Source organism: Luteimonas sp. gir, assembly GCF_037198055.1.
GTDB lineage: Bacteria > Pseudomonadota > Gammaproteobacteria > Xanthomonadales > Xanthomonadaceae > Luteimonas > Luteimonas citri_A.
In genome coordinates, this window is sequence record NZ_JBBAXQ010000001.1 from 77,489 (window position 1) to 100,752 (window position 23,264).

Annotated in this window: 14 protein-coding genes; 8 read left to right on the forward strand and 6 right to left on the reverse strand. The window is 70.6% G+C overall.

Features of this window, described 5'->3' with window-relative positions; translation table 11 throughout:
* The 3 genes from WAF18_RS00420 to WAF18_RS00430 all read right to left on the reverse strand — a co-directional run bounded on the left by WAF18_RS00420 (position 1) and on the right by WAF18_RS00430 (position 3,819).
* Positions 1-909 (reverse strand): hypothetical protein, encoded by a 909-nt coding sequence (locus WAF18_RS00420; protein ID WP_337243350.1) that lies wholly within the window; start codon positions 907-909, stop codon positions 1-3.
* Positions 910-1,054: 145 nt separating this feature from the next.
* Entirely contained in the window at positions 1,055-1,795 is a 741-nt protein-coding gene (locus tag WAF18_RS00425; protein WP_337243351.1) for a glutamine amidotransferase, read from the reverse strand.
* A gap of 218 nt (positions 1,796-2,013) precedes the next feature.
* Entirely contained in the window at positions 2,014-3,819 is a 1,806-nt protein-coding gene (locus WAF18_RS00430) for a GspE/PulE family protein (protein WP_337243929.1), read from the reverse strand.
* 106 nt (positions 3,820-3,925) lie between these two features.
* Here WAF18_RS00430 and glyQ point away from each other — a divergent pair, with 106 nt between their 5' ends.
* The 4 genes from glyQ to WAF18_RS00450 all read left to right on the forward strand — a co-directional run bounded on the left by glyQ (position 3,926) and on the right by WAF18_RS00450 (position 12,984).
* A complete protein-coding gene (gene glyQ, locus WAF18_RS00435; protein ID WP_337243352.1) occupies positions 3,926-4,846 on the forward strand; it encodes a glycine--tRNA ligase subunit alpha in 921 nt (306 codons plus the stop codon).
* 114 nt (positions 4,847-4,960) lie between these two features.
* Positions 4,961-7,156: a glycine--tRNA ligase subunit beta gene (gene glyS / locus WAF18_RS00440; RefSeq protein ID WP_337243353.1), complete on the forward strand. Its 2,196-nt coding sequence runs from the start codon at positions 4,961-4,963 to the stop codon at positions 7,154-7,156.
* A gap of 63 nt (positions 7,157-7,219) precedes the next feature.
* A complete protein-coding gene (locus WAF18_RS00445) occupies positions 7,220-9,034 on the forward strand; it encodes an autotransporter assembly complex family protein (protein ID WP_337243354.1) in 1,815 nt (604 codons plus the stop codon).
* Between the two features lie 2 nt (positions 9,035-9,036).
* A complete protein-coding gene (locus WAF18_RS00450) occupies positions 9,037-12,984 on the forward strand; it encodes a translocation/assembly module TamB domain-containing protein (RefSeq protein WP_337243355.1) in 3,948 nt (1,315 codons plus the stop codon).
* A gap of 283 nt (positions 12,985-13,267) precedes the next feature.
* Here the strand turns inward: WAF18_RS00450 and WAF18_RS00455 are convergent, their stop codons facing one another.
* Positions 13,268-14,572 carry a sialidase family protein gene (locus WAF18_RS00455; protein WP_337243356.1) on the reverse strand — a complete coding sequence of 435 codons (1,305 nt, stop codon included), beginning with the start codon at positions 14,570-14,572 and terminating at the stop codon, positions 13,268-13,270.
* A 74-nt stretch (positions 14,573-14,646) separates the two neighbouring features.
* On the opposite strand from WAF18_RS00455, the gene WAF18_RS00460 reads away from it, so the two are divergent.
* The 3 genes from WAF18_RS00460 to WAF18_RS00470 all read left to right on the forward strand — a co-directional run bounded on the left by WAF18_RS00460 (position 14,647) and on the right by WAF18_RS00470 (position 18,039).
* A complete protein-coding gene (locus WAF18_RS00460) occupies positions 14,647-14,997 on the forward strand; it encodes a DUF2007 domain-containing protein (RefSeq protein ID WP_337243357.1) in 351 nt (116 codons plus the stop codon).
* Between the two features lie 104 nt (positions 14,998-15,101).
* A complete protein-coding gene (locus tag WAF18_RS00465) occupies positions 15,102-17,450 on the forward strand; it encodes a Tex family protein (RefSeq protein ID WP_337243358.1) in 2,349 nt (782 codons plus the stop codon).
* A gap of 127 nt (positions 17,451-17,577) precedes the next feature.
* Positions 17,578-18,039, forward strand: a complete 462-nt coding sequence (locus tag WAF18_RS00470; protein ID WP_183425250.1) for a bacteriohemerythrin — start codon at positions 17,578-17,580, stop codon at positions 18,037-18,039.
* 45 nt (positions 18,040-18,084) lie between these two features.
* On the opposite strand, the gene WAF18_RS00475 is transcribed toward WAF18_RS00470, so the two are convergent.
* Positions 18,085-18,960 (reverse strand): LytTR family DNA-binding domain-containing protein, encoded by an 876-nt coding sequence (locus tag WAF18_RS00475; protein WP_337243359.1) that lies wholly within the window; start codon positions 18,958-18,960, stop codon positions 18,085-18,087.
* A 152-nt stretch (positions 18,961-19,112) separates the two neighbouring features.
* Here WAF18_RS00475 and WAF18_RS00480 point away from each other — a divergent pair, with 152 nt between their 5' ends.
* The gene (locus WAF18_RS00480) at positions 19,113-20,360 is read left to right on the forward strand and encodes an acyltransferase family protein (RefSeq protein WP_337243360.1); all 1,248 of its coding nucleotides are present in this window, start codon (positions 19,113-19,115) and stop codon (positions 20,358-20,360) included.
* On the opposite strand, the gene WAF18_RS00485 is transcribed toward WAF18_RS00480, so the two are convergent.
* Positions 20,333-23,212, reverse strand: a complete 2,880-nt coding sequence (locus tag WAF18_RS00485; protein ID WP_337243361.1) for a TonB-dependent receptor — start codon at positions 23,210-23,212, stop codon at positions 20,333-20,335. The two genes, WAF18_RS00480 and WAF18_RS00485, sit on opposite strands and share 28 nt — an antisense overlap.
* Positions 23,213-23,264 lie beyond the last annotated feature (52 nt).

Here is a 23,264-nt window from a genome sequence, read left to right on the forward strand (position 1 = left end):
CTACAGCTCGATCGTCGAGCCCGGGGCCGGCCCGGTCGGCGCCGCGGCCTCGCCGCAGATGTCGCGCCACATGACGTACATCGCGCCGAACATCACCACGTACAGCACCAGCAGCAGCACCAGGTACATCGGCAGCACCAGGAACGCGCCCAGCGCCGGATGCAGCAGCGTGGCAACGATCGTCACCAGCGACGCCACCACGCCGAACACCAGGAGCAGCGCAAAACCGCCAGCCATCGCCAGCGCCGCGATCACCAGCACCGGCAGCACGTTCTTGAGCGTGGCCAGCACGCCGTCGCCGAACGCCGCGAACACGCTGCGCCCGCCGAGCGCGACCTGGCCCAGTCCGATCGCATAGACCGTCGCATAGAACATGCCAAACAGCAGGCCCAGCGCCATCAACGGGCCGATCCCCGCGGGCGGCATCGGCAACTCGGGCGGTGCCGACGGCGACGTCTGGCTGGCGCCTACCTCCTGGGTGATCGTCACGACCTCCAGGTACCACTCCGGCACGCCGTCTCCGAACAGACTGACCAGCGCGTAGAACGTGGCGATGTACAGCGCGCCCATCAACAGGCCGAACCCGACCAGGCGCCCGGCGCCGACCGAGAACACCGAGAACAGGTCGCCCGGTCGTGCCGGCCGGCCCTGCTCGACCGCATCGATGACCCGCAACACGCCGCCGATCAGCAGTGGGTAGACCAGGATCGAAACCAGCGACATGGCGCCGATCACCATCAGTTGCGACTGCGCGTCGAGCCCGAACGCGAGCTGCAGCACCAGCTGCAACACGCTGGGCAGCAGCGCCAGCAGCGACACGATGGCCACCGCGCCGTACACCGCCCGGGGATTGCCGCGACCGACGTTGACCGCCTGCACCAGCCACTGCCAGCCATGGCCCGCTCCCACGCTCCGAATCGTCATCCCGCTGCTTCCCGTTTCCGCACATGGCGTCATGCCACGAGGCCGGTCATCGTACTGCAGTGCCGATGCACACGGCGCGCAGGCCGCGCGCAGCCGCGTGCGCGCGATCGGCGCGCGGCAGACAGGGCCGTTACCCGGCCTTCGGCCTGGACGTCCGGCCGCAAGCGGCCGCGAAACGTCGCAGTACCGTGCGCGCATGTGGCGCGGCCCGTACTGCGGTCAGCATCGCCGCAGGATCGGCGGCCTCCTCGCGCAACGGCTGCGCCCGGGCGCGGATGTAACCGCGCATGTGCGTGGCGCTGAACTCGGGATGGAACTGCAGACCCCAGACACGCTCGCCCCAGCGGAAGGCGTGGTGCGGCTCGAGCGCCGAGCGGGCAAGCGGCACCGCGCCGGCGGGCAGCGCCAGCGCGCTCTGCAGATGCGTGGCCTGCGCGGCGAACCGCGGCGGCAGCCCGCGGAACAGCGGATCGTCGCTGGCGGCCGCCAGCGTCTCGATCTCCACCGTGCCCATCTCGCGCCCGTGGGGATTGGCGCCGACCTCGCCACCGAGCGCATGGGCGATCAGCTGGTGGCCATAGCAGATGCCCAGCAGCGGCATGCCCGCTTGCGCGGCATCGCGCAGCCAGTCCGCACTGCGCTCGCTCCAGTCGGCGCGGTCGGTGACCATCGCGCCCGAGCCGGTGACGATCGCCGCCTGCACCGCATCGATCGGCGGCAACGCCGCGCCGCCCTCGACATCGACGACCGCGACCTGGTCGCGCGCCAGCCCGGCGGCCACCCGGATCCAGTGCGCGAAGCCGCCGTAGCGGCGCATCGACGGGACCGGCCGTCCGGTTTGCAGGATCAGGATGGGGAGATCGGAAGCCATCGTGGGGTCGGCGCGTGGATGAAACCGCAAGCGTAGCGACTCGACGCTGAAACACGCACCCAATGGCTCGCACGTTGATCTCTCCTCCCCTGCCCGCGGGAGAGCGACTCGAGGCTGAAACGCGCACCCAATGCCCCCAAGTTGCGCCGAGATCTCACCTCCCCAGCCCGCGGCGGAGGTCGGCGCGCAACGCGCCGGGTGGGGGCGCGCCGGCGCGCCTACTCGCGTGGCGGCAGCACCGTCATCACTTCCTCGACCGTCGTCAGCCCCTGCGCGACCTTCTCCGCGCCGGCCATGCGTAATGTGCGCAGGCCATCGCCGACCGCGGCATGGGCGAAGCCGGCCAGGGACATCGCCGGCTGGATCAGTGCCCGCAGCGCCGGCGTCACCGGCATCAGCTCATAGAGGCCGATGCGTCCCAGATAGCCGGTGTTGCGGCACTCCAGGCAGCCAACCGGACCGCAGGCTTGTGCCGGCGGTGGCGGGCCCTCGGGGCCGACCAGCGCGCGCCAGCCTTCCGGGTCGACCGCGCGCGCGGTCCGGCAATGCGGGCACAGCGTGCGCACCAGGCGCTGGGCGAGTACCCCGTTGAGGGTGGAGGCGATCAGATAGTGCGGCAGACCCAGGTCGAGCAGCCGCGTCACCGCCGACGGCGCGTCGTTGGTATGTAGCGTGGAGACCACCAGGTGGCCGGTCAGCGCGGCCTGCACCGCCATCTGCGCGGTGTCGAGATCGCGGATCTCGCCGATCATGATGATGTCCGGGTCCTGGCGCAGCAGGGTGCGCACGCCCTGGGCGAAGGTCAGATCGATCGCGGCGTGCACCTGCATCTGGTTGAGCTCGACGGCGACCATTTCGATCGGATCCTCGACCGTGCACACGTTGACGTCGGGCGTGGCCAGCGCACGCAGGGTCGAATACAGCGTCGTCGTCTTGCCCGAGCCGGTGGGCCCGGTGACCAGCACGATGCCGTGTGGACGCTGCACCAGGTCGTTCCAGGCCGTGGCCTCGCCATCGTCGAAGCCCAGCTGCGCGATCGTCTTGAATGCGGTGTCGGGATCGAAGATGCGCATCACGCACTTCTCGCCGAAGGCGGTCGGCATCGTCGACAGGCGCATCTCCACCTCGCGCCCGCCCGGCGAGCGGGTCTTGATGCGACCGTCCTGCGGCCGCCGGCGCTCGGCCAGGTCCATGCGTCCGAGCACCTTGATGCGGCTGACCGCCGCGGTCATCACTGGCGGCGGCATTTCGAACACCTTGTGCAGCACGCCGTCGATGCGGAAGCGCACGCGGCCGACGTCGCGGCGCGGCTCCAGATGGATGTCCGAGGCGCGCTGCTCGTAGGCGTACTGCAGCAGCCAGTCGACGATGTGCACGATGTGCTGGTCGTCGGCGTTGACGTCGCCTGAGCGGCCCAGTTCGACCAGTTGTTCGAACGACGGCGCAGTGCCGCCACCGTCGCGCAGGTCGCGCGCGCCGCGCACCGAGCGCGTGACGCCGAAGAACTCCATCGTGTAGCGATGCAGGTCGAGCGGATTGGCGACGACCAGGTCGATGTCCCGGCGCAGCAGACGTTGCAGATCGGGCAGCCAGTCGAGCGCCAGCGGTTCGCTGGTCGCGATGCGCGCGTGCTGGGGCGTGACCTCGACCGGCAGGATGCGGTGCCGGCGGGCATAGGCGTGGGAGACCAGATCGGTCACATCGGCCACGACAATCTTGGTCGGGTCGATGCGCAGATAGGCGTGCCCGGTGCGCTGCGCCAGCCATTGCGTCAACGCTTCCAGGCCCAGCTCGCGCCCGGGGCGCAGCGCGGACGGCAGCTTGAGATTGGCCAACAGCACCAGCGGATGCACCGCCTCCAGGCCGCGGGTCGCGCGCCCACCCACGCGCGCGCGCTCGGCGTCGGCCGGTGCCAGCAGGCCGTCGGCGACCAGCGCGGCGACGACCGGCTCGAACGTCAACCGCCCCGGCGGCAGCCGCGCGACGGGCGCGCCGGCCTCCTGGCCTGCGGGCGACGGCGGCATCCGGGGTTCGTTCAAGCCTGTTCCCTCCGTGGCCGCGGCCGCCTGGCGCGGCGGGCGGCATGGCGTGGACCGCTATACTAGCGCGCCGCCGCCACGCCCCACTCCGATGACCGGACCGACGTTCCAGGAGCTGATCCTCACGCTCAACGCCTATTGGGCCCGTCAGGGCTGCGTGCTGATCCAGCCGCTGGACCTGGAGGTCGGCGCGGGCACCTTCCATCCGGCGACGTTCCTGCAGGCGCTCGGCCCCGAGCCGTGGAACGCGGCCTACGTGCAGCCCTGCCGTCGCCCCACCGACGGCCGCTACGGCGACAATCCCAACCGTCTGCAGCGCTATTACCAATACCAGGTCGCGCTCAAGCCCAATCCCGACAACATCGTCGAGCTGTACTTCGGCTCGCTGCGCGAGCTGGGCATCGACCCGCAGGTGCACGACCTGCGGCTGGTCGAGGACAACTGGGAATCGCCGACCCTCGGCGCCTGGGGGCTGGGCTGGGAAGTCTGGCTCAACGGCATGGAGGTGACCCAGTTCACCTATTTCCAGCAGGCCGGCGGGCTGGAATGCCGTCCGGTGCTGGGCGAGATCACCTACGGCCTCGAGCGGCTGTGCATGTATCTGCAGAACGTCGACAACGTGTTCGACATCGTCTGGACCCATGGCCCCGACGGCACGCCGGTCACCTACCGCGACGTCTACCACCAGAACGAAGTCGAGCAGAGCACCTACAACTTCGAGCACGCCGACGTCGCCGAGCTGTTCCATCGCTTCGACCACTGCGAGGCCGAGGCGCTCAAGCTCGTCGAGCTCGGGCTGCCGCTGCCGGCCTACGAGCAGGTCTGCAAGGCCAGCCACAGTTTCAATCTGCTCGACGCGCGCCGCGCGATCAGCGTCACCGAACGCCAGCGCTACATCCTGCGCGTGCGCACACTGGCCCAGGCGGTCGCCAAGGCCTATTACGCGCAACGCGAGAAGCTCGGCTTCCCGCGGCTCAAGCGCGACGCCGCGCTTGCCGACGCCGCAGTTTGAATCTGCCCGGATCTGCTGCGCACCAAGACGTTCCATGATCCGCCCTCCGGCGGTCGACACGGCCCTCCCCCGCACCGCGGGCACGGCGGGCGAAGAGAGAAAGGGTCCTTCCGCATGACCGACACCAAGCCCCTGCTGATCGAACTGGGCACCGAAGAACTGCCGGTCAAGGCCTTGCCCGGCCTGGCCCAGGCGTTCTTTGACGGCGTGATCGCGGCGCTCGACAAGCGCGGCATCAACGTGGTCCGCGGCGATGCGAAGCCGCTGTACACGCCGCGGCGCCTGGCGGTGCTGCTGCCCGGCGTCGCCGCCGAACAGCCCGAACAGCGCGGCGAGGTGCTGGGGCCGTATCTCAACATCGCGCTCGATGCCGACGGCCAGCCGACGAAGGCGCTGCAAGGCTTCGCAGCCAAGGCCGGGGTCGACTGGACCCAATTGGAGAAGACCACCGACGCCAAGGGCGAGCGCTTCGTGCACCGCACCGCGACCGCCGGTGCGACCACCGCCGCGCTGCTGCCCGACATATTGCGCGAGGCGATCGCGGCGATGCCGATCCCCAAGCCCATGCGCTGGGGCGCCCACGCCCACGCGTTCGCACGCCCGGTGCACTGGCTGGTCGCGCTGCACGGCGATGCGGTCGTGGAGGCCGACCTGTTCGGCGCACGCGCCGGCCGCGACAGCCGCGGCCACCGCTTCATGCACGATGCGCCGGTGACCATCGCCGCGCCCGGCGACTACATCGAGGCGCTGCGCGCAGCCTCGGTGCTGGTCGATCCCGATGCCCGACGCCAGGCGATCGCGGACGCGGTCGACGCTGCGGCGCGCGCGGTCGACGGCCAGGCGCGCATCGAGACCGACAATCTCGAGCAGGTGAACTGCCTGGTCGAATGGCCGAGTGCGGTGGCCTGCACGTTCGAGGCCGAATTCCTGGCGGTGCCCCAGGAAGCGCTGATCGCGACGATGGAGGCGAACCAGAAGTTCTTCCCGGTGCTGCGCGACGGCCGGCTGACCGAGCATTTCATCGGCATCGCCAATATCGTCTCCAAGGATCCGGCCGAGGTCGCCAAGGGCTACGAGCGCGTGATCCGTCCGCGCTTCGCCGATGCCAAGTTCTTCTTCGATGAGGATCTCAAGCAGGGCCTGTCGGCGATGAACGAGGGCCTGCGCACGGTGACCTACCAGGCCAAGCTCGGCAGCATCGCCGACAAGGTGGCGCGGGTGGCCGCGCTGGCGCAGGCGATCGCGCCGCAGGTCGGCGTCGATGCCGGCCTGGCGCAACGCGCTGCACAGTTGTCCAAGGCCGACCTGCAATCGCGGATGGTCGGCGAATTCCCCGAGCTGCAGGGCATCGCCGGTCGCTACTACGCCCAGCACGACCCGGCGCTGGCCGGCTTGTCCGAAGACGACCGCAGCGCGCTGGCCAACGCACTCGACGAGGCCTGGCAGCCGCGCTTTGCCGGCGACGACATCGCGCTCTCGGCGCTGGGCAAGGTGCTGGCGATCGCCGAGCGCCTGGACACGCTGGCCGGCGGCTTCGCAGCAGGCCTCAAGCCGACCGGCAACAAGGACCCGTTCGCGTTGCGCCGCAACGCGCTTGGGCTGGCACGCACGCTGATCGAGAGCGGGTTCGATCTGGATCTCAATGTCCTGCTGCGACGGGCTGCCGAGGAAATCCAACGTGCGGCGGTCTCGCTGGAAGCAACGCGTGCGATGGACAAACTCAAGTCGCTCGAAGCACAAGGCATCGCGACCAAGTCTGCCAGCGTCGCGGGCCTGGTCGAGTCGACCGAGGCCTTGGCCGACGAGCTCTATGACTTCCTGCTCGAACGCCTGAAGAGCTACTACGCCGACCGCGGCGTGCCGGCCGCGCACCTAGCCGCGGTCGCCGCGCTGCGCCCGGCCTCGTTGTACGACCTCGACCGCCGCATCGATGCGATCGGGACATTCGCGCAATTGCCTGAAGCCGCCGCGCTGGCCGCGGCCGACAAGCGCATCCGCAACATCCTGCGCAAGGCCGACGATGTGATTCCCGGCGCAGTGGACGCGGCGCTGTTGCGCGAGCCGGCAGAAGCCGCGCTGGCCGAAGCGGTCGCGGCCGCGCACGGCGAGACTGGACCCGCCCTGGCCCAGGGCGACTACGTCGCCGTGCTGACGCGGCTGGCGCGGCTGCGTCCGCAGGTCGATGCGTTCTTCGACGCGGTGATGGTGAACGCCGACGACCCGGCGCTGCGCGGCAACCGCCTGGCGCTGTTGCAAGGGCTGGCCGACCGGCTGGGCAGCGTCGCGGCGATCGGCCATCTGTCGGCCTGAGCACTGCACGAACAGGGTCGCGCCGTTAATCGACTCTTGACGCGCACCGGGTATCCTCGCCCGATGCCCCGCCTCCCGTTGTGCCTCGCCGCCGTCGTCTTCGTCTTCTCGTCGGCCGCGGCGCAGGCCGCACGTGTCGATCGTGTCGATATCTCCGGCCTCGATGAGGAAATGACCGAGAACGTGCGCGTCTCGCTGGCGCTGCACGATGCGATCGGCAAGGACGTGTCCGGACGGCGCATGGCGTATCTGATCCGCGAGGCCGAGTCGCAGACGCGCAAGGCGCTCGAGCCCTTCGGCTACTACTCGCCGACGATCGACGTGCAGCGCGAGCGCAAGGACGATGTCTTCTCGGTGCGCATCGTCGTCGATCTGGGCCAGCCGGTGCGTGTGCGCAATCGCGATATCGCGATCATCGGCCCCGGCGGTCAGGACCGATACCTGGCGCGCGACCTGGCGAGCTTCGTGCCCGGCGAAGGCGGCGTGTTCAACCACGCCGACTACGACGGCAGCCGCAACCGGCTCAGCCGCCGCCTCAGCGAGCGCGGCTATTTCGACGCCGAGTTCGCCTCGCGCCGGGTCGAGATCACCCGCGCCGACCACGCCGCCGACATCGACCTGGTGTGGACCAGCGGCGAGCGCTACAACATGGGCCCGACGACCTTCAAGCAGTCGCCCGAACCCGTCGTCAACGACGAACTGCTCGAACGGCTGGTCTACTGGGACGAAGGCAGCTACTACCATCAGGGCCGCCTCGACCGCCTGCGCACCTCGCTCTCGCGGCTCGACTATTTCTCCACGATCGACATCGAGCCCAAGGTCGAGGACGCCAACGCCGAGCGCGAGGTGCCGATCGAGGTGTCGCTGACGCCCGCCAAGCGCAGCATCTACACCTCCGGCTTGAGCTATGGCACCGACAGCGGAGCGGGCATCCGGCTCGGCGTCGAGCGCCGCTACGTCAACATGCGCGGTCATAAGGCGCTGGCGCAGCTCGACTATGCGCAGCGTCGCAAGACGTTGACGCTGCAGTACCGCATCCCCGCCTTCGCCTGGCTCGACGGCTGGTACACCGCCAGCCTGCAGGCCGCCGACGAGCAGACCGACTACATCGACTCGCGCCGCGTCGAACTGGTCGGCAGCCGCAGCGGCCAGTACAACGACCGTCTGAACCTGGTCGCCTCGCTGCACGTGCTGCGCGAGCGCTGGGCGTACGCGCCCGAGGAAGACCCCGACGCCCCGGCCGATCCGGACGACGAATTCGCCGGTGCGCTGTACCGCTACGCCACGTTCGCCTACCCCTCGCTGCGCGCCGAGTACATCGACGTCGACGACCGGCTGTTCCCGACCGCGGGCATCGGCGGTTCGGTGATGCTGCGCGGGGGCGTCGAGGGCGCGGCGTCCGATGCGACGTTCACCCAGCTGCATGCGCGCGCGAGCTGGTTCCGCGGCATCGGCGAATCGAGCCGGCTGATCGTGCGCGGCGAGCTCGGCCACACTTTCACCAACGCGCTGGTCGCGATGCCGCCGAGCCTGCGCTTCTACGCCGGTGGTGACCGCAGCATCCGCGGTTACGACTGGCGCGAGGTCGGCCCACGCATTCCCGCGCGCGACGGCCGCAAGGCCTATGCGCTGGGCGCCAAGAACGTGGTTACCGCCAGCGTCGAGTTCGAGCGCTACTTCACCGAAACGATCGGCGCGGCGGTGTTCGTCGACAGCGGCGACGCGTTCGACGGCACTTCGCCGAACTGGCGCACCGGCGTGGGCATCGGCGCGCGTTACAAGTCGCCGGTCGGCCCGCTCAAGCTCGACATCGGCCGCGGCCTCGACAATCCCGATTCGGCATTCACGATCGGCCTGAGCATCGGCGCGGAGTTCTAGAGATGGCTTTCCGGCGCGACCGTCTGCCCGACGACCTGACCCCCGAAGCGCGCGAGGCGCGCATCGCCGAACTGCGCCAGCGCCGCAAGGCCCGCAGACGCAAGCTGGCGATCCGCAGCGCGATCGGCGTCGCCGTACTGGCGGTGCTGGCCATCGGCCTGGTGTGGTGGCTGCTGACCACGTTCGGCGGACGCGACTTCCTGCTGCACCAGATCGCATCGCGCCTGCCGGCGGGCACCGAACTGACCTGGCGCGCGGCCGAGGGCCCCGCGTCGGGGCCACTGACGATGTACGACGTGCGCTACGTGCAGCGCAGCTGTCCGGACGTCGAGGAACAGCCGGTGCCCTACGGGCAGTGCGACGAGCCGCGGGTGCTGACCTTCGCCGCCGCACGCGTGACCATCGACCCGGCGCTGATGCCGCTGGTCGGCCGGCGCCTGCGTCTGGATGTGCTCGATATCGACCAGGCGGTGCTGGAACTGCCGGCGCCGGTCGACACACCGTTCGAGTTGCCGCGCTGGCCCGATTCGCTGCCGCGCATCGACCTGCCGCTGTCGCTGCAGGCCGACACCATCCGCGTCGACGGCTTCCGGGTCACGCGCATGGGCGAGCCGATGATCGACGTGCGCACGCTGCGCGGCGGGCTCGATGCGCAGCAGGGCGAACTGCGGCTGACCGGGATCGTCGTCGACAGCGACCGTGGCCGGTTCACCGCAGACGGGGTCTACGCACCGGACGACGACTACCGGATGGACCTGACCGCCAGCGCGCTGATGCCGGCACCGCCCGGACGCACGCGGCCGCGCATCGGCTTGGTCGCGCGCGGCGATCTGGCGCATCTGGACGTCGCAGTGATCGGCCACGCACCGGCGCCGCTGCGCGCACTGATCACGCTGCGCGGTCGCGACGATCCGGGCTGGGCATTGCGCGCCGACACCACGCGGCTCGACCCGTCGCTGCTGGTCGGCAACGGCGAGCCGGGCACGCCGCTGGCCTTCGACCTGCGCGCCGACGGCACCGGCGGCGCGGCCACGCTGCAGGGCAAGCTCGCCATCGGCGAGCCCGACGCAGCACCGCTGGCCGTGGTGCTGCAGCCCTCCAAGCTGCGGCTCGAGGACCAGCGCCTGGACGTCGAACAGCTGGTCGTCGACACCTTCGACGGGCGGGTGACGCTGCGCGGCCATGCCGATGTCGCCGAGCCCGGCGATGTGCGGTTCCGCTTCGCGGTCAATGCCCGCGGCGTGCAGTTCGGGGCCGACCCCGCCAGCGCCGATCCGGCGCCGCCGATCGTCGCCGATGCGGACCTCGGCATCGCCGGCAGCACCGCGGCATGGGCGGCGATCGGCAAGGCGGGCATCGAACGCGAGGGCCTGCGCGCACGCGTCGATTTCGACGGCCGCGGCGACGCACAGCGCATGCGTCTGCACACCGCGCACGTCGAGATGCCGACCGGCACGCTCGATGCGACCGGCGATGTGGCCTGGGCTCCGGCACTGCAATGGGACATCGCCGCGACCCTGGCCGGTTTCGATCCGGGTTACTTCGCCCGCAACTGGAAGGGCGCGGTGAACGGACGCCTGGCCACGACCGGCAGCACCCGCGACGACGGCGGCCTGGACGTGGCCGTCGAGGCCGACCAACTCGGCGGTACGCTGCGCGCACGGCGGCTCGACGGCCGCGCGACATTCGCGATGCATGGGCCGGCCCGCGACGCCGGCGAGGCCGGACGCAGCGATTTCGAGGGCGAGGTCGCACTGACGCTCGGCGGCAGCCGCGTCGATGCGCGCGCCAAGGTCGCCGACACCCTGGACATCGACGCCAAGCTGGCACCGTTGCAACTGGCCGACTTCCTGCCCCAGGGCGGCGGTACGCTGCAGGGCACGCTGCGGGTCACCGGTGCGCGCACGGCGCCCGACATCGCGGCCGACCTCACCGGCACCGCGCTGCGTTTCGGCGACTACGCCGCGGCCAGCGCACGGATCGACGGCCGCCTGCCGTGGCGCAGCGATGCCGGCACGCTGGAAGTCTCAGCCAGCGGCGTGCAGGCCGGTGTCGCCCTGGACACGGTGCAGTTGTCGGCGCGCGGCGCGATCACCGCGTTGCAGCTGCAGGCCGACGCGCGTGGCGAGATCGGCGCGCTGGCGCTGTCGGGCGAGGCCTCCCAGCGCAACGGTGGCTGGCAGGGCACCCTGGCCACGCTGCGCTTGGCACCGACGACGGGCGCGAGCTGGGCGTTGCAGGGCCCGGCGAAGTTCGCTCAGACCGGTGCGCGCATCACGTTGTCGGAAAGTTGCTTTGCCTCCAGCGGCGGCGGCTCGCTGTGCGCCAGCGCGGACTGGCCGCGCCAGGGCGTGAGCGTGCGCGGCGAGCGGCTGCCACTCGCACTCGCGACGCCCTACCTGCCCGAGCAGGATGGCGGGCAGGCATTCGTGCTGCGCGGCGAGATCGCGCTCGAAGGGCGCGCCCGCCCGGTGGGTAACGGCTTTGCCGGCAGCGCCAGCGTGCGCTCAGCCAGCGGCGGCGTGCGCACGTCCGAGCGCGCGCGCAATGACGTGATCACCTACGACAATCTCGCGCTCGACGCCGAGTTCGACGCCAACCGGCTCAGCGCGCGCCTGACGACGACGCTCAACGAGGTCGGCCGCGTGCAGGCGCAGGTCACCAATGGCTGGGATGCGTATTCGCCGCTGTCGGGCTCGCTGGTCGCCAACGTCGAAGACCTGACCTTCGTCGAGCTGTTCTCGCCCGACATCGTCGAGCCCAAGGGCCGCCTGACCGCCGACATCCGGCTGGGCGGCACCCGTGCGCAGCCAACGATCGGCGGCCAGGCGCGGCTGAGCGATTTCACGACCGAGATCCCGTCGCTGGCGATCGCGCTCGAAGAAGGCAATGTCGGCCTCGATGCGCTGCCCGACGGCACCGCCCGCATCCACGGCAATGTGCGCTCGGGCAAGGGCACGCTCGACATCGACGGCCGGCTGGACTGGCAAGGCGAGGCGACGCCGCTGGAGCTCAACCTGCGCGGGACCGATGTGCTGGCCGCCGACACCAGCGACATGCACATCATCGCCTCCCCCGACATCACCGTGCGCTATGCGGCGCAGCAACCGCTCAACGTCACCGGCAAGGTCTTCGTCGATGTCGCGTTGCTGGATCTCGAACGCCTGAGCGAAGGCGTGTCGGCCTCGCCCGACGTGGTCGTGCTCGACCCGATCGATCCCGACGACAGCGGCACCGCCTCGTCGCTGGCGCTGGATCTGACGGTGGGCGTGGGCGAGAACGTCGGTCTGCGCGGCTTCGGCTTCGATGGCCGCATGCGCGGCGAGCTGCGCGTGCGCGCCGTGCCGGGCCGCGAGATGACCGGCAATGGACGCCTGTCGGTCGATGGCCGCTACAAGGCCTACGGACAGGAATTGAAGGTGACCCGCGGCAATCTGGTCTTCAACAACAGTCCGGTGGCCGACCCGGTGCTCGATGTACGCGCCGAGCGCCGCATCGATGCCGAGGACATCACCGCCGGTATCGACGTCAGCGGCCGCGCCTCCGCGCCGCAGGTCAACGTCTGGACCGATCCGTCCAGCGACGATTCCCAGGCGCTGTCGTACCTGGTGCTGGGCCGCTCGGCCTCCAGCCTGACCAGTGCCGAGGGCCAACAGCTCGACGCCGCCGCCACCGCGCTCAACGCCGGCGGCGACCTGATCGCCGGCCAACTCGGCAGCAAGATCGGACTCGACAATGCCGGCATCAGTCAGTCGCGCGCGCTCGGCGGCAGCGTGCTGGGCGTCGGCAAGCAGCTGTCGCCGCGGCTGTACGTCGGCTTCGGCGTGTCGCTGCTGGGCACCGGCCAGGTGCTGACGCTCAAGTACCTGCTCAGCCGGGGCTTCGATGTCGAGATCGAATCGAGCACGCTGGAAAACCGCGGCTCGGTGAACTGGCGGCACGAGCGGTAAGCGCGACGGTCCTCCCCCACCCGGCGCGCTGCGCGCGCCGACCTCCCCCGCGCGCGGGGGAGGTGTTCTCGCGCGACGAGGGCTTTTAGCTCCTTCCCCGTAGAGCGGGGGAAGGTTGGGATGGGGGCCGCTTTGCCGCGACGAACCCCTGCCCCACCCGGCGCGTTGCGCGCCGACCTCCGCTGCGCGCGAGGAGATGCGTCCGGGCGAGGCGGAACAGGCAGGCGCGGTGCCGACCTCCCCGCGCGCGGAAGTTGCTTGGTCGAGCGTCGCCGCCTGCGCGTCAGCGCACGAGCCGCGCGCCCTGCAGTTGCGGCGCACCGTCGATGACGTCGGTCCAGACCACATAAGCCTGGCCACCGAGCACCTGCAACTGCGGGAAGCCGGTCGCACGCCCACGCCCCTGCAGACGGGCGAGTTCGATGCGCTCGTATTCGGTCGAAAGGTCCGGGCTGCGGCGCGAGAGCCACAGCGACTGGCCGCCAGCGTCGTCCTCGCGCAGCCACACCGCCCAGGCCTGGGCCTGATCGAGGGCGACGGCGACGCGCCCCTGCACCGCCGGACCGCTGTCGAGCACCACCGGGTCGGCGAAGGCATCGCCGGCATCGTCGCTGCGCGCCAGCTGCACGCGCGGCGTGTCGCCGGCGGCGGTGTACCAGCCCACCAGCACCGCATCACCCTGCGCCGCGACCGCCGGGCCGTTCACCGGGCAGGCGGGCATCGTCCAGTCATCGGCATGCACCCGTGCTGGCGTGCGCCAGGCGCCGTTCTCCAGGCGCGTCAGCATGACATCGCGGACTTCGGCCTCGGTGCGGCCGCGATAGACGACCACCGGGCCGCGTCCGGTGACGGCGGCCGCGGTCTGGCAGCAATCGCAGACGCGGGCATCGATCTCGTGCTCGACCGTGCGTTGCAGATTGGCGTCGAACACCGCCGCGCGCAGGGTCATCGGTGCGCCCTCGTGCGCGGCGTGGTCGCCGTCGGCGGCGTCGGCGTGACCGCCGCCGGTGTTGCGGCCATCGAGCCAGGCCAGGCCGAGACCACCGCCCTGCGCCCACATCGACACGAAGCCGTGCTCGGTGGCAGTGCCGTCATCGTGCGCGGGGATTGGCGCGCTCCAGTTGGCCCCGCCGTCGCGCGAGCGCGCGAGCACCACGTCGTAGGCGTACGGCGCGTCGCCGCGCTTCTGCAACCAGTGCGCCCACAGCGCGCCGTCGGGCGTGGGCAGCACGTGCGGAGTGTCGGCCCAGTTGACGAACATGCGGTTGCCGATCGCGATCGTGGTCGGCGCATTGCGCCAGCGCTGCGCGGACGGGTCGAAGCGCGAGTACTGGAATGCATGACGGCGCCCCTGCCGCGAATTGATCCAGCTCAGCACCAGCAAGCCGTCGGGCCCGGCGACGAGGTCGGGCGCGCTCGAGCCGGGCCCAGTGGCCGGCAACGGCCAGTCCAGGCGCTGGCTCGGCGCATCGATCGGGGTGTGGGCGGTGGGCGCGGCCGGGGTCGGATCCTGACCGCCGCATCCGGCGAACGCGAGCGCGAGCAGGCTGGAAAGGACGATGCGCGGAGCGCGGAGCGGACGGGACATGCGCAGCCTCGGCGTGAGAACGTGTTCAGTGCGCAAGGGTACTCTTTGGCCGTGTTCGCCGCCGTCGCCATCCGATGACCGTCATCGTCGCCCGCTACACCGATCCGCTCGAGGCGCAGCTCGTCTGCGGCCGCCTGCAGGCCGAGGGCATCGACGCCTTCGTCGGCGACGCGCACATGGCGCTGGCGAACTGGGAATGGCGACTGGCGATCGGCGGGGTCAAGGTGCACGTGCCCGATGCCGAGCTGGCGCGGGCCCGCGCGATCGTCGCCGAGCTCGATGCCGGCGCGTACACGCTTTCCGACCAGGACACGCCGATGCCGGCGCCGGTGCCGGTCGATCGCGAGAGCTGGTCGAGCCGTCTGGCCTGGGTGGCGCTGGTGGTGTTCCAGCTGCCGCTGCCCTGGCGCCGGCGCCGCCGGTAGCGGGCGGGACCTGCGCGCGGCGGCCTTGTCAACGGGTTCCGCTGCCGCGACCCGGGGGCCACAATCCGCCCGCGGCGCCGCTGCCGCGACAGCTTTCGGAACCGATGTACCAGCCCGACGCCGCCCTTTCCCGCAGAATCGCCGAGACCATCGCCGCCGAGATCGGCGCCCAGCCCGCCCAGGCGATCAGCGCGATCGCGCTGCTCGACGAGGGCGCGACCGTGCCGTTCATCGCGCGCTACCGCAAGGAAGTCACTGGCGGGCTGGACGACACCCAGTTGCGCAATCTCGAGGTCCGCCTGGGCTACCTGCGCGAACTCGAGGAGCGGCGCGCCGCGATCCTGGCGAGCATTGACGAGCAAGGCAAGCTCACGCCCGAATTGCGTGGCGACATCGAGGCCGCCGACAGCAAGGCGCGGCTCGAGGACCTGTACCTGCCCTACAAGCCCAAGCGCCGCACGCGCGCACAGATCGCCCGCGAGGCCGGGCTCGAGCCGCTGGCCGATGGCCTGCTGGCCGATCCCACGCAAGTCCCCGAGGACGTCGCCGCCGGGTTCGTGGATGCCGACAAGGGCGTGGCCGACGTCAAGGCCGCGCTCGAAGGCGCACGCGCCATCCTGATCGAGCGCTGGGGCGAGGACGCGGCGCTGATCGGCGAGCTGCGCACCTGGCTCGACGCGAATGGCGTGATCCGGGCGAAGGTCGTCGAAGGCAAGGAAGCGGCCGGCGAGAAGTTCCGCGACTACTTCGACCATGCCGAGCCGCTGGCGAAGATTCCCTCGCACCGCCTGCTGGCGCTGCTGCGCGGCCGCCGCGAGGAATTCCTGACGCTCGAACTCGACCCGGGCACCGATGCCGAGCAGGGCAACGCCTATGCCGAGGGCCGCATCGCGCTGCACGCCGGCATCGCCGAGCGCGGCCGCCCGGCCGACGCCTGGCTGCGCAATGCCTGCCGCCTGGCCTGGCGCGCGAAGATCCACCTGCACCTGATGATCGACCTGCTGGGCAAGGCACGCGAGAAGGCCGAGGGCGAGGCGATCGAGGTCTTCGGCGATAACCTCAAGGATCTGCTGCTGGCCGCGCCGGCCGGTCCCAAGACCGTGCTCGGGCTCGACCCGGGCATCCGCACCGGCTGCAAGATCGCGGTGGTCGATGCGACCGGCAAGCTGGTCGCCACCGAAACCATCTACCCGCACGAGCCGCGCCGACAGTGGGACCAGTCGCTGCACGTGCTGCAGGCGCTGTGCGCACGGCACGGCGTGCAGCTGGTCGCGATCGGCAACGGCACCGCCTCGCGCGAGACCGACCGCCTGGTCGCCGACCTGATCAAGCGCGCGCCGGAACTGAAACTGCAGAAGATCGTCGTCAGCGAGGCCGGCGCGTCGGTGTATTCGGCCTCGGAGACCGCCGCGCGCGAGTTCCCGCAACTCGATGTGTCGCTGCGCGGCGCGGTGTCGATCGCGCGGCGTTTGCAGGACCCGCTGGCCGAGCTGGTGAAGATCGAGCCCAAGGCGATCGGCGTGGGCCAGTACCAGCATGACGTCGACCAGTATCGGCTGGCGCGCGCGCTCGACGCCAAGGTCGAGGACTGCGTCAACGCGGTCGGGGTATTCGTCAACACCGCGTCCAGCGCGCTGCTGGCGCGCGTGTCGGGGCTGTCGGCCGGGGTGGCCGAGAACATCGTCGTGCATCGCGACGCCAACGGGCCGTTCAAGCGCCGCCGCGACCTGCTCAAGGTCCCGCGTCTGGGCGAGAAGACATTCGAGCAGTGCGCCGGCTTTCTGCGCATCGCCGATGGCGATGAACCGCTCGATGCCTCGTCGGTGCACCCCGAGGCCTATCCGGTGGTCGAACGCATCGTCGCGGCCACCGGCCGCCCGATCGCCTCGCTGATCGGCGACGGCAGCTTCGTGCGCGGGCTCAAGCCGGCGCAGTTCACCGACGCGCGCTTCGGCGAGCCCACGGTGCGCGACATCCTCAAGGAGCTGGAGAAGCCCGGTCGCGACCCGCGTCCGGAGTTCAAGGCCGCGCAGTTCGCCGAGGGCGTCGAAGACATCAAGGACCTGCGCGAGGGCATGATTCTCGAAGGCGTGGTCAGCAATGTCGCCGCGTTCGGCGCATTCGTCGACATCGGCGTGCACCAGGACGGCCTGGTGCACATCTCGGCGCTGTCGGACACCTTCGTCAAGGATCCGCGCGATGTGGTCAAGGCCGGCGACATCGTCAAGGTCAAGGTGCTGGAGGTCGACGTGGCGCGCAAGCGCATCGCACTGACCCGGCGCCTGGACGATACGCCCGCACCGCGCGAGGCGCGCAGCCCGCGTGACGCTGCGCCGCGCGATCCGCGCGGGCCCGGCCGCGGCGGCCGCCCGGGCGGCGGTGCGCCCAAGCCGAGTGCACCGCCGGCCAACAACGCGCTCGCCGACGCCTTCGCACGCGCCCGCCGTAGCTGAGCCCACCTGCGCTGGTCGCGTGCCGGACAAGCACGCGGCCGGCGTCGCGTCATTGCGTCCGATCAAGGCCAGCCCCCGGATCGCCGCCCAAGATGCTCTGCAACCAGAGGGATGCGGGGCGCGGACGATGTCGGTAGTGGTATGGCGGGACGAGCTGGACACGGGCATCGATGTCATCGATGGCCAGCACCGGCGGATCGTCGACATGATCAATCAGCTCGAGCTCGCGCGGCACGGGCACTCGCGCGAAGCCGTCAGCGAGGTGCTCGACGAGCTGGTCGACTACACGCTCTCGCATTTCGCGTTCGAAGAGGCGCTGATGGAGGAAGCGGGCTATGCGTTCTGCGCCGCCCATCGCCGTGTCCACGAACTGTTTGCGCGCCGCGTCCAGGAGTATCGGCTGCGCTTCCAGGCCGGCGAGGACATGCTCGATGAGCTGCGCGCGATGCTCGTGCGCTGGTTGTTCAACCATATCCGCAGCGACGACAAGGCGTACTCGCCGACCGTCAAGCAGCATCTCAACGGTTTCGCCAGTACCCACGAGAACGGCGGCTGGCTGCGTCGCACCCTGTTGCGCTTCTTCCGCTGAAGCAAACGCCAGCGCAGCGCTCACGCACGTGCGACAACGCCGGACTCAGGCGGCGGTTGCCGCGCGCAGGGCCTCGCGGCAGCGCCGGCTGCACGGCACCACGGTGCCGTCGTCGAGATGGAGCCGCGCATCGCCGCTGTCGAGCGGCTCGATCGAGGCGATGCACGCGACGTTCACCAGATGGCTGCGGTGCACGCGCACAAACCGCGCCGGATCGAGCCGGGCCTGCAGGTCGGCCAGGGTGCTGCGCAAGGGATACACCTTGCCGCGCACGTGCAGGTCGGCGTAATTGCCCGAGGCCTGCACCCATTCGATGTCGCTGGCCGCAACCAGGAACTCGCGGCCGAGCTTGCGCACCAGGAAGCGCTCGGGCCGCTCCACCGGCTCCACCGGGGCGGCGCCGTCGTCGGGCGCGGCGAGCAGCGAGGCCTCACCCTGCAGGCGCCTGAGTAGCAGCCGGTAGCCGTGCAGCAGCACCACGATGCCCAGGAACGTGCGCACGTCCTTGAGGTACTCGTAGAGATAGGCGTCGTCGAAGCGGTACTGGGCGCCGTGCAGCGCGTAGACCGCCTTGCGGATGCCGACCATCAGGCCCACGTGCAGCAGCGACCAGACCACGCTCGCCAGCGCGTACAGCGGCAACCGCCGCCACCAGGTGTCCAGGTGCACCGGCCAGCGCGCAGTGAACCAGACCGTGGCCGGGACCAGGGCCAGCAGCGCCAGCGCGCTGCCCGCCTCCCAGCTCACCACCTCCCATTGCGCGCTCCCAAGACCGGCGCGCTGCACGTCGATCCAGACGGTCGCGCTGTTGCCCACCGCCGACAGCAGGCAGGTGATCAGCCAGTAGCCGACCTCGAGCGGGCGGCGGATGGCCAGATAGCGTTCGGCCGCGGACGGCGCATCGGACGGGCGTGGGGACATCGCGGCATTGTAGGCAGCCGGCCCGCGGGCGCGGGCTGCGCCGCCCCGCGGGGCCATCCGTTCGTCCCCGGAGGCGGTCGCCTCGGCCCTTGCCGTGCCGGCGGCGGGCCCCTGAGGCCGACGATGACGCTCCCTTCCCATGCGCAGCTCCCATGTCCCGACGCCACGACATCGACGCCCTGCGGGTGATCGCCTTCGGCCTGTTGATCCTCTACCACGTGGGCATGGTCTACGTGGTCGACTGGGGCTTCCACATCAAGAGCCCGACCCTGCTGTCCTGGGTCGAATGGCCGATGGTCGCGATCAACCGCTGGCGCATGTCGCTGCTGTTTTTGATCTCCGGGCTGGCGCTCGGCCTGGTGCTGGCCCGACGGCCGGCCGGTGCGCTGGCGGCGCGCCGCAGCTGGCGCCTGCTGCTGCCGCTGGCCTTTGGCATCGTCGCGATCGTGCCGGTCCAGGCCTACTGCGAGGCGCGCATGTTGGGCACGATCGATTCCGGCTACGGCGCCTTCCTGCTGCGCTACCTGCAGTTCCGGCCCTGGCCGGCCGGCACGTTCACCGGCGCCGAGTACGGCTTCACCTGGAACCACCTGTGGTACCTGCCCTACCTGTGGGCGTACACGCTGGCCGTACTCGCGATGCGGCCGCTGCTGGGGCGGCTCGGCGGCAGCCAGCTGCGCGACTGGCTGACCACGCGTGGGCACTGGCTGCTGTGGCTACTGCCGCCGGCCTGGTACTTGTTCGCACTGGTGACGCTCGCCCCACGTTTTCCATCGACACACGCCCTGGTCGACGACTGGTTCAACCACGCCGGCTACTTCGTGGCTTTCGCCTTCGGCGTGCTGATCGCGGGCAGCGACGTGGTGTGGGCCCGGCTGCGGGCGGGACGTTGGCCGCTGCTCGCGCTGGCGCTGGCCACCGGCGGCGTCCATGTGGGCCTGCGCGCGATGGGCCATCTGATCGACGCCGGCACGCTGTCGCCTGCGCCGTTCCTCGCGGTGATGCCCGAAGCCGGCTGGCAGGGCGTGTCGATCGTGGCGCTGTCGGTCTACTGGTGGACCGCCCTGCTCGCGCTACTGGCCTGGGGCGCCCATGCGCTCGACCGGCCGTGGCCGGGCCTGGCTTACGCCAGCGAGGCGGTGTACCCGTGGTACATCCTGCACCAGAGCCTGATCGTGCTGGCCGCGTACTGGTTGATCCCGTTGGGGCTGGGCCCGGTGTGGGAACCGCTGGGGGTGCTGGCGATCACCGTGGCCGGCTGCGTGCTCATCCACGAACTGCTGATCCGGCGCGTGCGCTGGCTGCGACCGCTGTTCGGGCTGGCGGGAGACAGCGGCCGGCGCGCATCGCCGGCCGCATCCCCCGCCGTGGCTCAGAAGTCCACGCCCAGCCGCGCGTAGACGAAACGGCCGGGCAGGTCGTAGGTCGAGGCGTCGTAGCCGTTGAGGCTGCAGCTCAGGCACACCGGCGGCGTCTTGCCGGTGAGGTTGTTGACGCCGATGCTGACCCGGGTGCCTTCGAGCCAGGCGGTGCTGCGCCAGGACAGTTGCAGGTCGTGGTAGGTGGTCGCGCCAAGCGCGTTGCGGTCGTTGGCGCTGTCGGGGCAGATCGCAAAGCCGATCGCACCGCCGCACGACTCGACCAGCCGGTCGATGTAGCGCATGGTCCAGGCCAGCGACCACGGCCCGCGCGTCCAGTCGGTGACCAGGGTGCCGGTCCACTCGGGGATCGCGCTGTTGTTGACCTCGACGCCGGGCCGCCGCGGCTCGGCCTCGCCCGACTCGTTGACCAGTTCGTAGCGGCCGACCCAGGTCGCCTTCGCATCGAAGCGCAGGCGGCCCCAGTCGTGCTCGGGCAGCGTCCAGGCGGCGGTGAAATCCCAGCCGTCGGTCTTGATCGTGCCGAGGTTGGCGAGGATGTCGTCGAAACGGACGATCTGGCCGCGCTCGCTGCGGTCGTACGAGGTGCAGGCCAGCGGATCGCGGGTGGCGATGCAGCGCTCGAGGATCGCCTGCGCGTCCGGCGCCTGGATCGCGCCGTCGATGTGGTGGCGGTAGAAGGTCACGCCCAGGTCCAGGCGATCCGACCACGTCACCCCGTCGGCGAACGACGGGCTCCAGACCGCGCCGACCATCAGGCTGCGGCTGTGCTCGGGCTCGAGGTCGGCATTGCCCGAGGTCACCACCGAGATCTGCGAGTTGGTCTGCTCGTAGCCCGCCGGCACGCCATCGGCGGCGCAGGCCGGCGACGAGGAGGCAGCGCCCGAGCACGGATCGACGAGCGTCGCGTCGAAGCGGCTGAGCGTGCCGTAGAGCTCGCCGATCGACGGCGCGCGGAAGCCCTCGGCATAGCTCATGCGCAACAGAAATTCGTCGGCCGGTTGCCAGCGCAGGCCGACCTTGCCGGTGGTCTCGCCACCGAAGGTCGAATAGTCCGAATAGCGTCCGGCGATGCTCAGATCGAGGCTGTCGCCGAACCACGAGTCACGCAGCAGCGGCACGTTGAACTCGGCGTAGGCCTCGTTGACGTCGTAGTCGCCAGAGGTCGCGCCCGAGGGCACGCCGTTGTACTCGCCCGCGATCGTGATCGGATCGGGCGTGTAGCTGCCCTCGTAACGACGATGCTCCAGACCGGCCGCGAACGACAGCGCGCCGGCCGGCAACTGCACCAGATCGCCGGTGACGTTGGCCGAGGCCAGGGTCAGCGTGTTGCGGCTGGCGTCGCGCACCACCGGCTGGATGAAGGCGAGCATCTCCTGGGTGATCGTGCCCGGCCCGCCGAAGATGTTCAGCGGCACGCAGCCGGCGATCGCCGCGCACGCGTCGGGGTCGCCCAGGGCTTCGTTGATGCGGCGCACGTTGTAGCTGCCGGTGTTGACCTGCTCGGCGCGGCTCTGGCTGCGGACGAGGTTGAGGTCCCAGTTCCAGGTCCGATCGCCGACGCCGAAAATGCCTTCCAGGCCTGCGGCGACATACCAGGTCTTGACGTCCTGGGTGTAGCGGCGTGGCCCGCCCTCGACTGGCCGCCGGCCAAGCAGGAACAGGTTGGCGTCCTCGCCCACCGTGGTCAGGTCGAAGCCGAACGGGTTGTAGGGGTTGCGCGCGGAGATCGTCAGCCGCTGCTCGGCCCAGGGGTTGTAGACGCCGGCATCGGTGCCGAGGAAGAACGGCTCGGGCGCGGCCTGGTTGGCCGAGGTGCGCGTGTTGTAGAGCACGCGGGTATAGCCCGACAGCTGCGGGCTGAACTCGAAGCGCACCTGGCCGAATACCGACTTGCGCTCCGACGGGGTCAGCAGCAGGTTGTTGGGCGCGAAGTTGTAGCGGTCGGCAGTGCCGAAGCAGTGGAAGTCGTCGGTCCGCGTGCAGCCGGTCTGGCTGGGGTCGTAGACCGGCGAGGTCGCGCCGTCGTTGGGGGTGAGGTCGAAATCCTCACCGGTGTTGGGATCGCGGAACACGAAGCGGCCCGACGGCGTGGCCGAACTGCCGTTGGCCAACCCCGTGCCCGGCACCGGCACGCTGGCGTTGTCGAACTTGGTCGAGGCGATCTGCCGCTGCTTGTAGTACGACGCGCCGAAGAACCATTGGGCGCGTTCGCTGTGCCCGCCCCAGCCCAGGTCCGCGCCCCAGGTCGCGCCGCCCAGGTCGTCGTACTCGCCGTAGTGCAGGTCGAGGCTGCCGCCGTCGGCATCGCGACGGGTGATGATGTTGACCACACCGGCAATCGCATCGGAGCCGTAAATCGACGAGGCGCCGTCCTCGAGCACTTCGATGCGCTCGATCAGCGACAGCGGGATGGTGTTGAGGTCGACGGCCGAGCCGACGCCGGAAGCCGAGGACTCGTTGACCCAGCGGATGCCGTCGACCAGCACCAGCACGCGCTTGGCGCCCAGGTGCCGCAGGTCGACCGTTGCGGCGCCGGCGCCGACGCCGCCGCCATCGGGCGGAAAGCCGAAGTTGCCGCTGGAATTGAACTTGGTGTTGAGCGCGGCGCCGCTGGCAGTGAGGTTCTGCACGATGTCGGCAACGGAGGTGAACCCGCTGCGCTGGATGTCCTCGCGCGTGAGCACCTGGACCGGAACCGCGGTCTCCATCTCCGCCTTGCGGATGCGGGTGCCGGTGACCTGGACGGTGTCGAGCGTGCGCGCCTGCGGCGCGGGGGCCGGGGGCTGCTGGGCGGCGGCGGTGAGCGGAAGGACGACGAGCAGGGACGACGAGACGGCTGCGGCCAGGCAGTGGCGGCGGATCGGCATCATGCGGACTCCTGTGGCGAGGGTCGCCGGCCTCCTGCCGGCGGATTCGTTGTAA

Bases quoted from the DNA above. Each gene is read 5' to 3' on its own strand.
- WAF18_RS00455 (WP_337243356.1), bottom strand. From the start codon at position 14,572: ATGTCCCGTCCGCTCCGCGCTCCGCGCATCGTCCTTTCCAGCCTGCTC.
- WAF18_RS00480 (WP_337243360.1), top strand. From the start codon at position 19,113: ATGTCCCGACGCCACGACATCGACGCCCTGCGGGTGATCGCCTTCGGC.
- WAF18_RS00460 (WP_337243357.1), top strand. From the start codon at position 14,647: ATGACCGTCATCGTCGCCCGCTACACCGATCCGCTCGAGGCGCAGCTC.
- WAF18_RS00430 (WP_337243929.1), bottom strand. From the start codon at position 3,819: ATGCCGCCGTCGCCCGCAGGCCAGGAGGCCGGCGCGCCCGTCGCGCGG.
- WAF18_RS00485 (WP_337243361.1), bottom strand. From the start codon at position 23,212: ATGATGCCGATCCGCCGCCACTGCCTGGCCGCAGCCGTCTCGTCGTCC.
- WAF18_RS00470 (WP_183425250.1), top strand. From the start codon at position 17,578: ATGTCGGTAGTGGTATGGCGGGACGAGCTGGACACGGGCATCGATGTC.
- WAF18_RS00425 (WP_337243351.1), bottom strand. From the start codon at position 1,795: ATGGCTTCCGATCTCCCCATCCTGATCCTGCAAACCGGACGGCCGGTC.
- WAF18_RS00445 (WP_337243354.1), top strand. From the start codon at position 7,220: ATGCCCCGCCTCCCGTTGTGCCTCGCCGCCGTCGTCTTCGTCTTCTCG.
- glyQ (WP_337243352.1), top strand. From the start codon at position 3,926: ATGACCGGACCGACGTTCCAGGAGCTGATCCTCACGCTCAACGCCTAT.
- WAF18_RS00465 (WP_337243358.1), top strand. From the start codon at position 15,102: ATGTACCAGCCCGACGCCGCCCTTTCCCGCAGAATCGCCGAGACCATC.
- WAF18_RS00450 (WP_337243355.1), top strand. From the start codon at position 9,037: ATGGCTTTCCGGCGCGACCGTCTGCCCGACGACCTGACCCCCGAAGCG.
- WAF18_RS00475 (WP_337243359.1), bottom strand. From the start codon at position 18,960: ATGTCCCCACGCCCGTCCGATGCGCCGTCCGCGGCCGAACGCTATCTG.
- glyS (WP_337243353.1), top strand. From the start codon at position 4,961: ATGACCGACACCAAGCCCCTGCTGATCGAACTGGGCACCGAAGAACTG.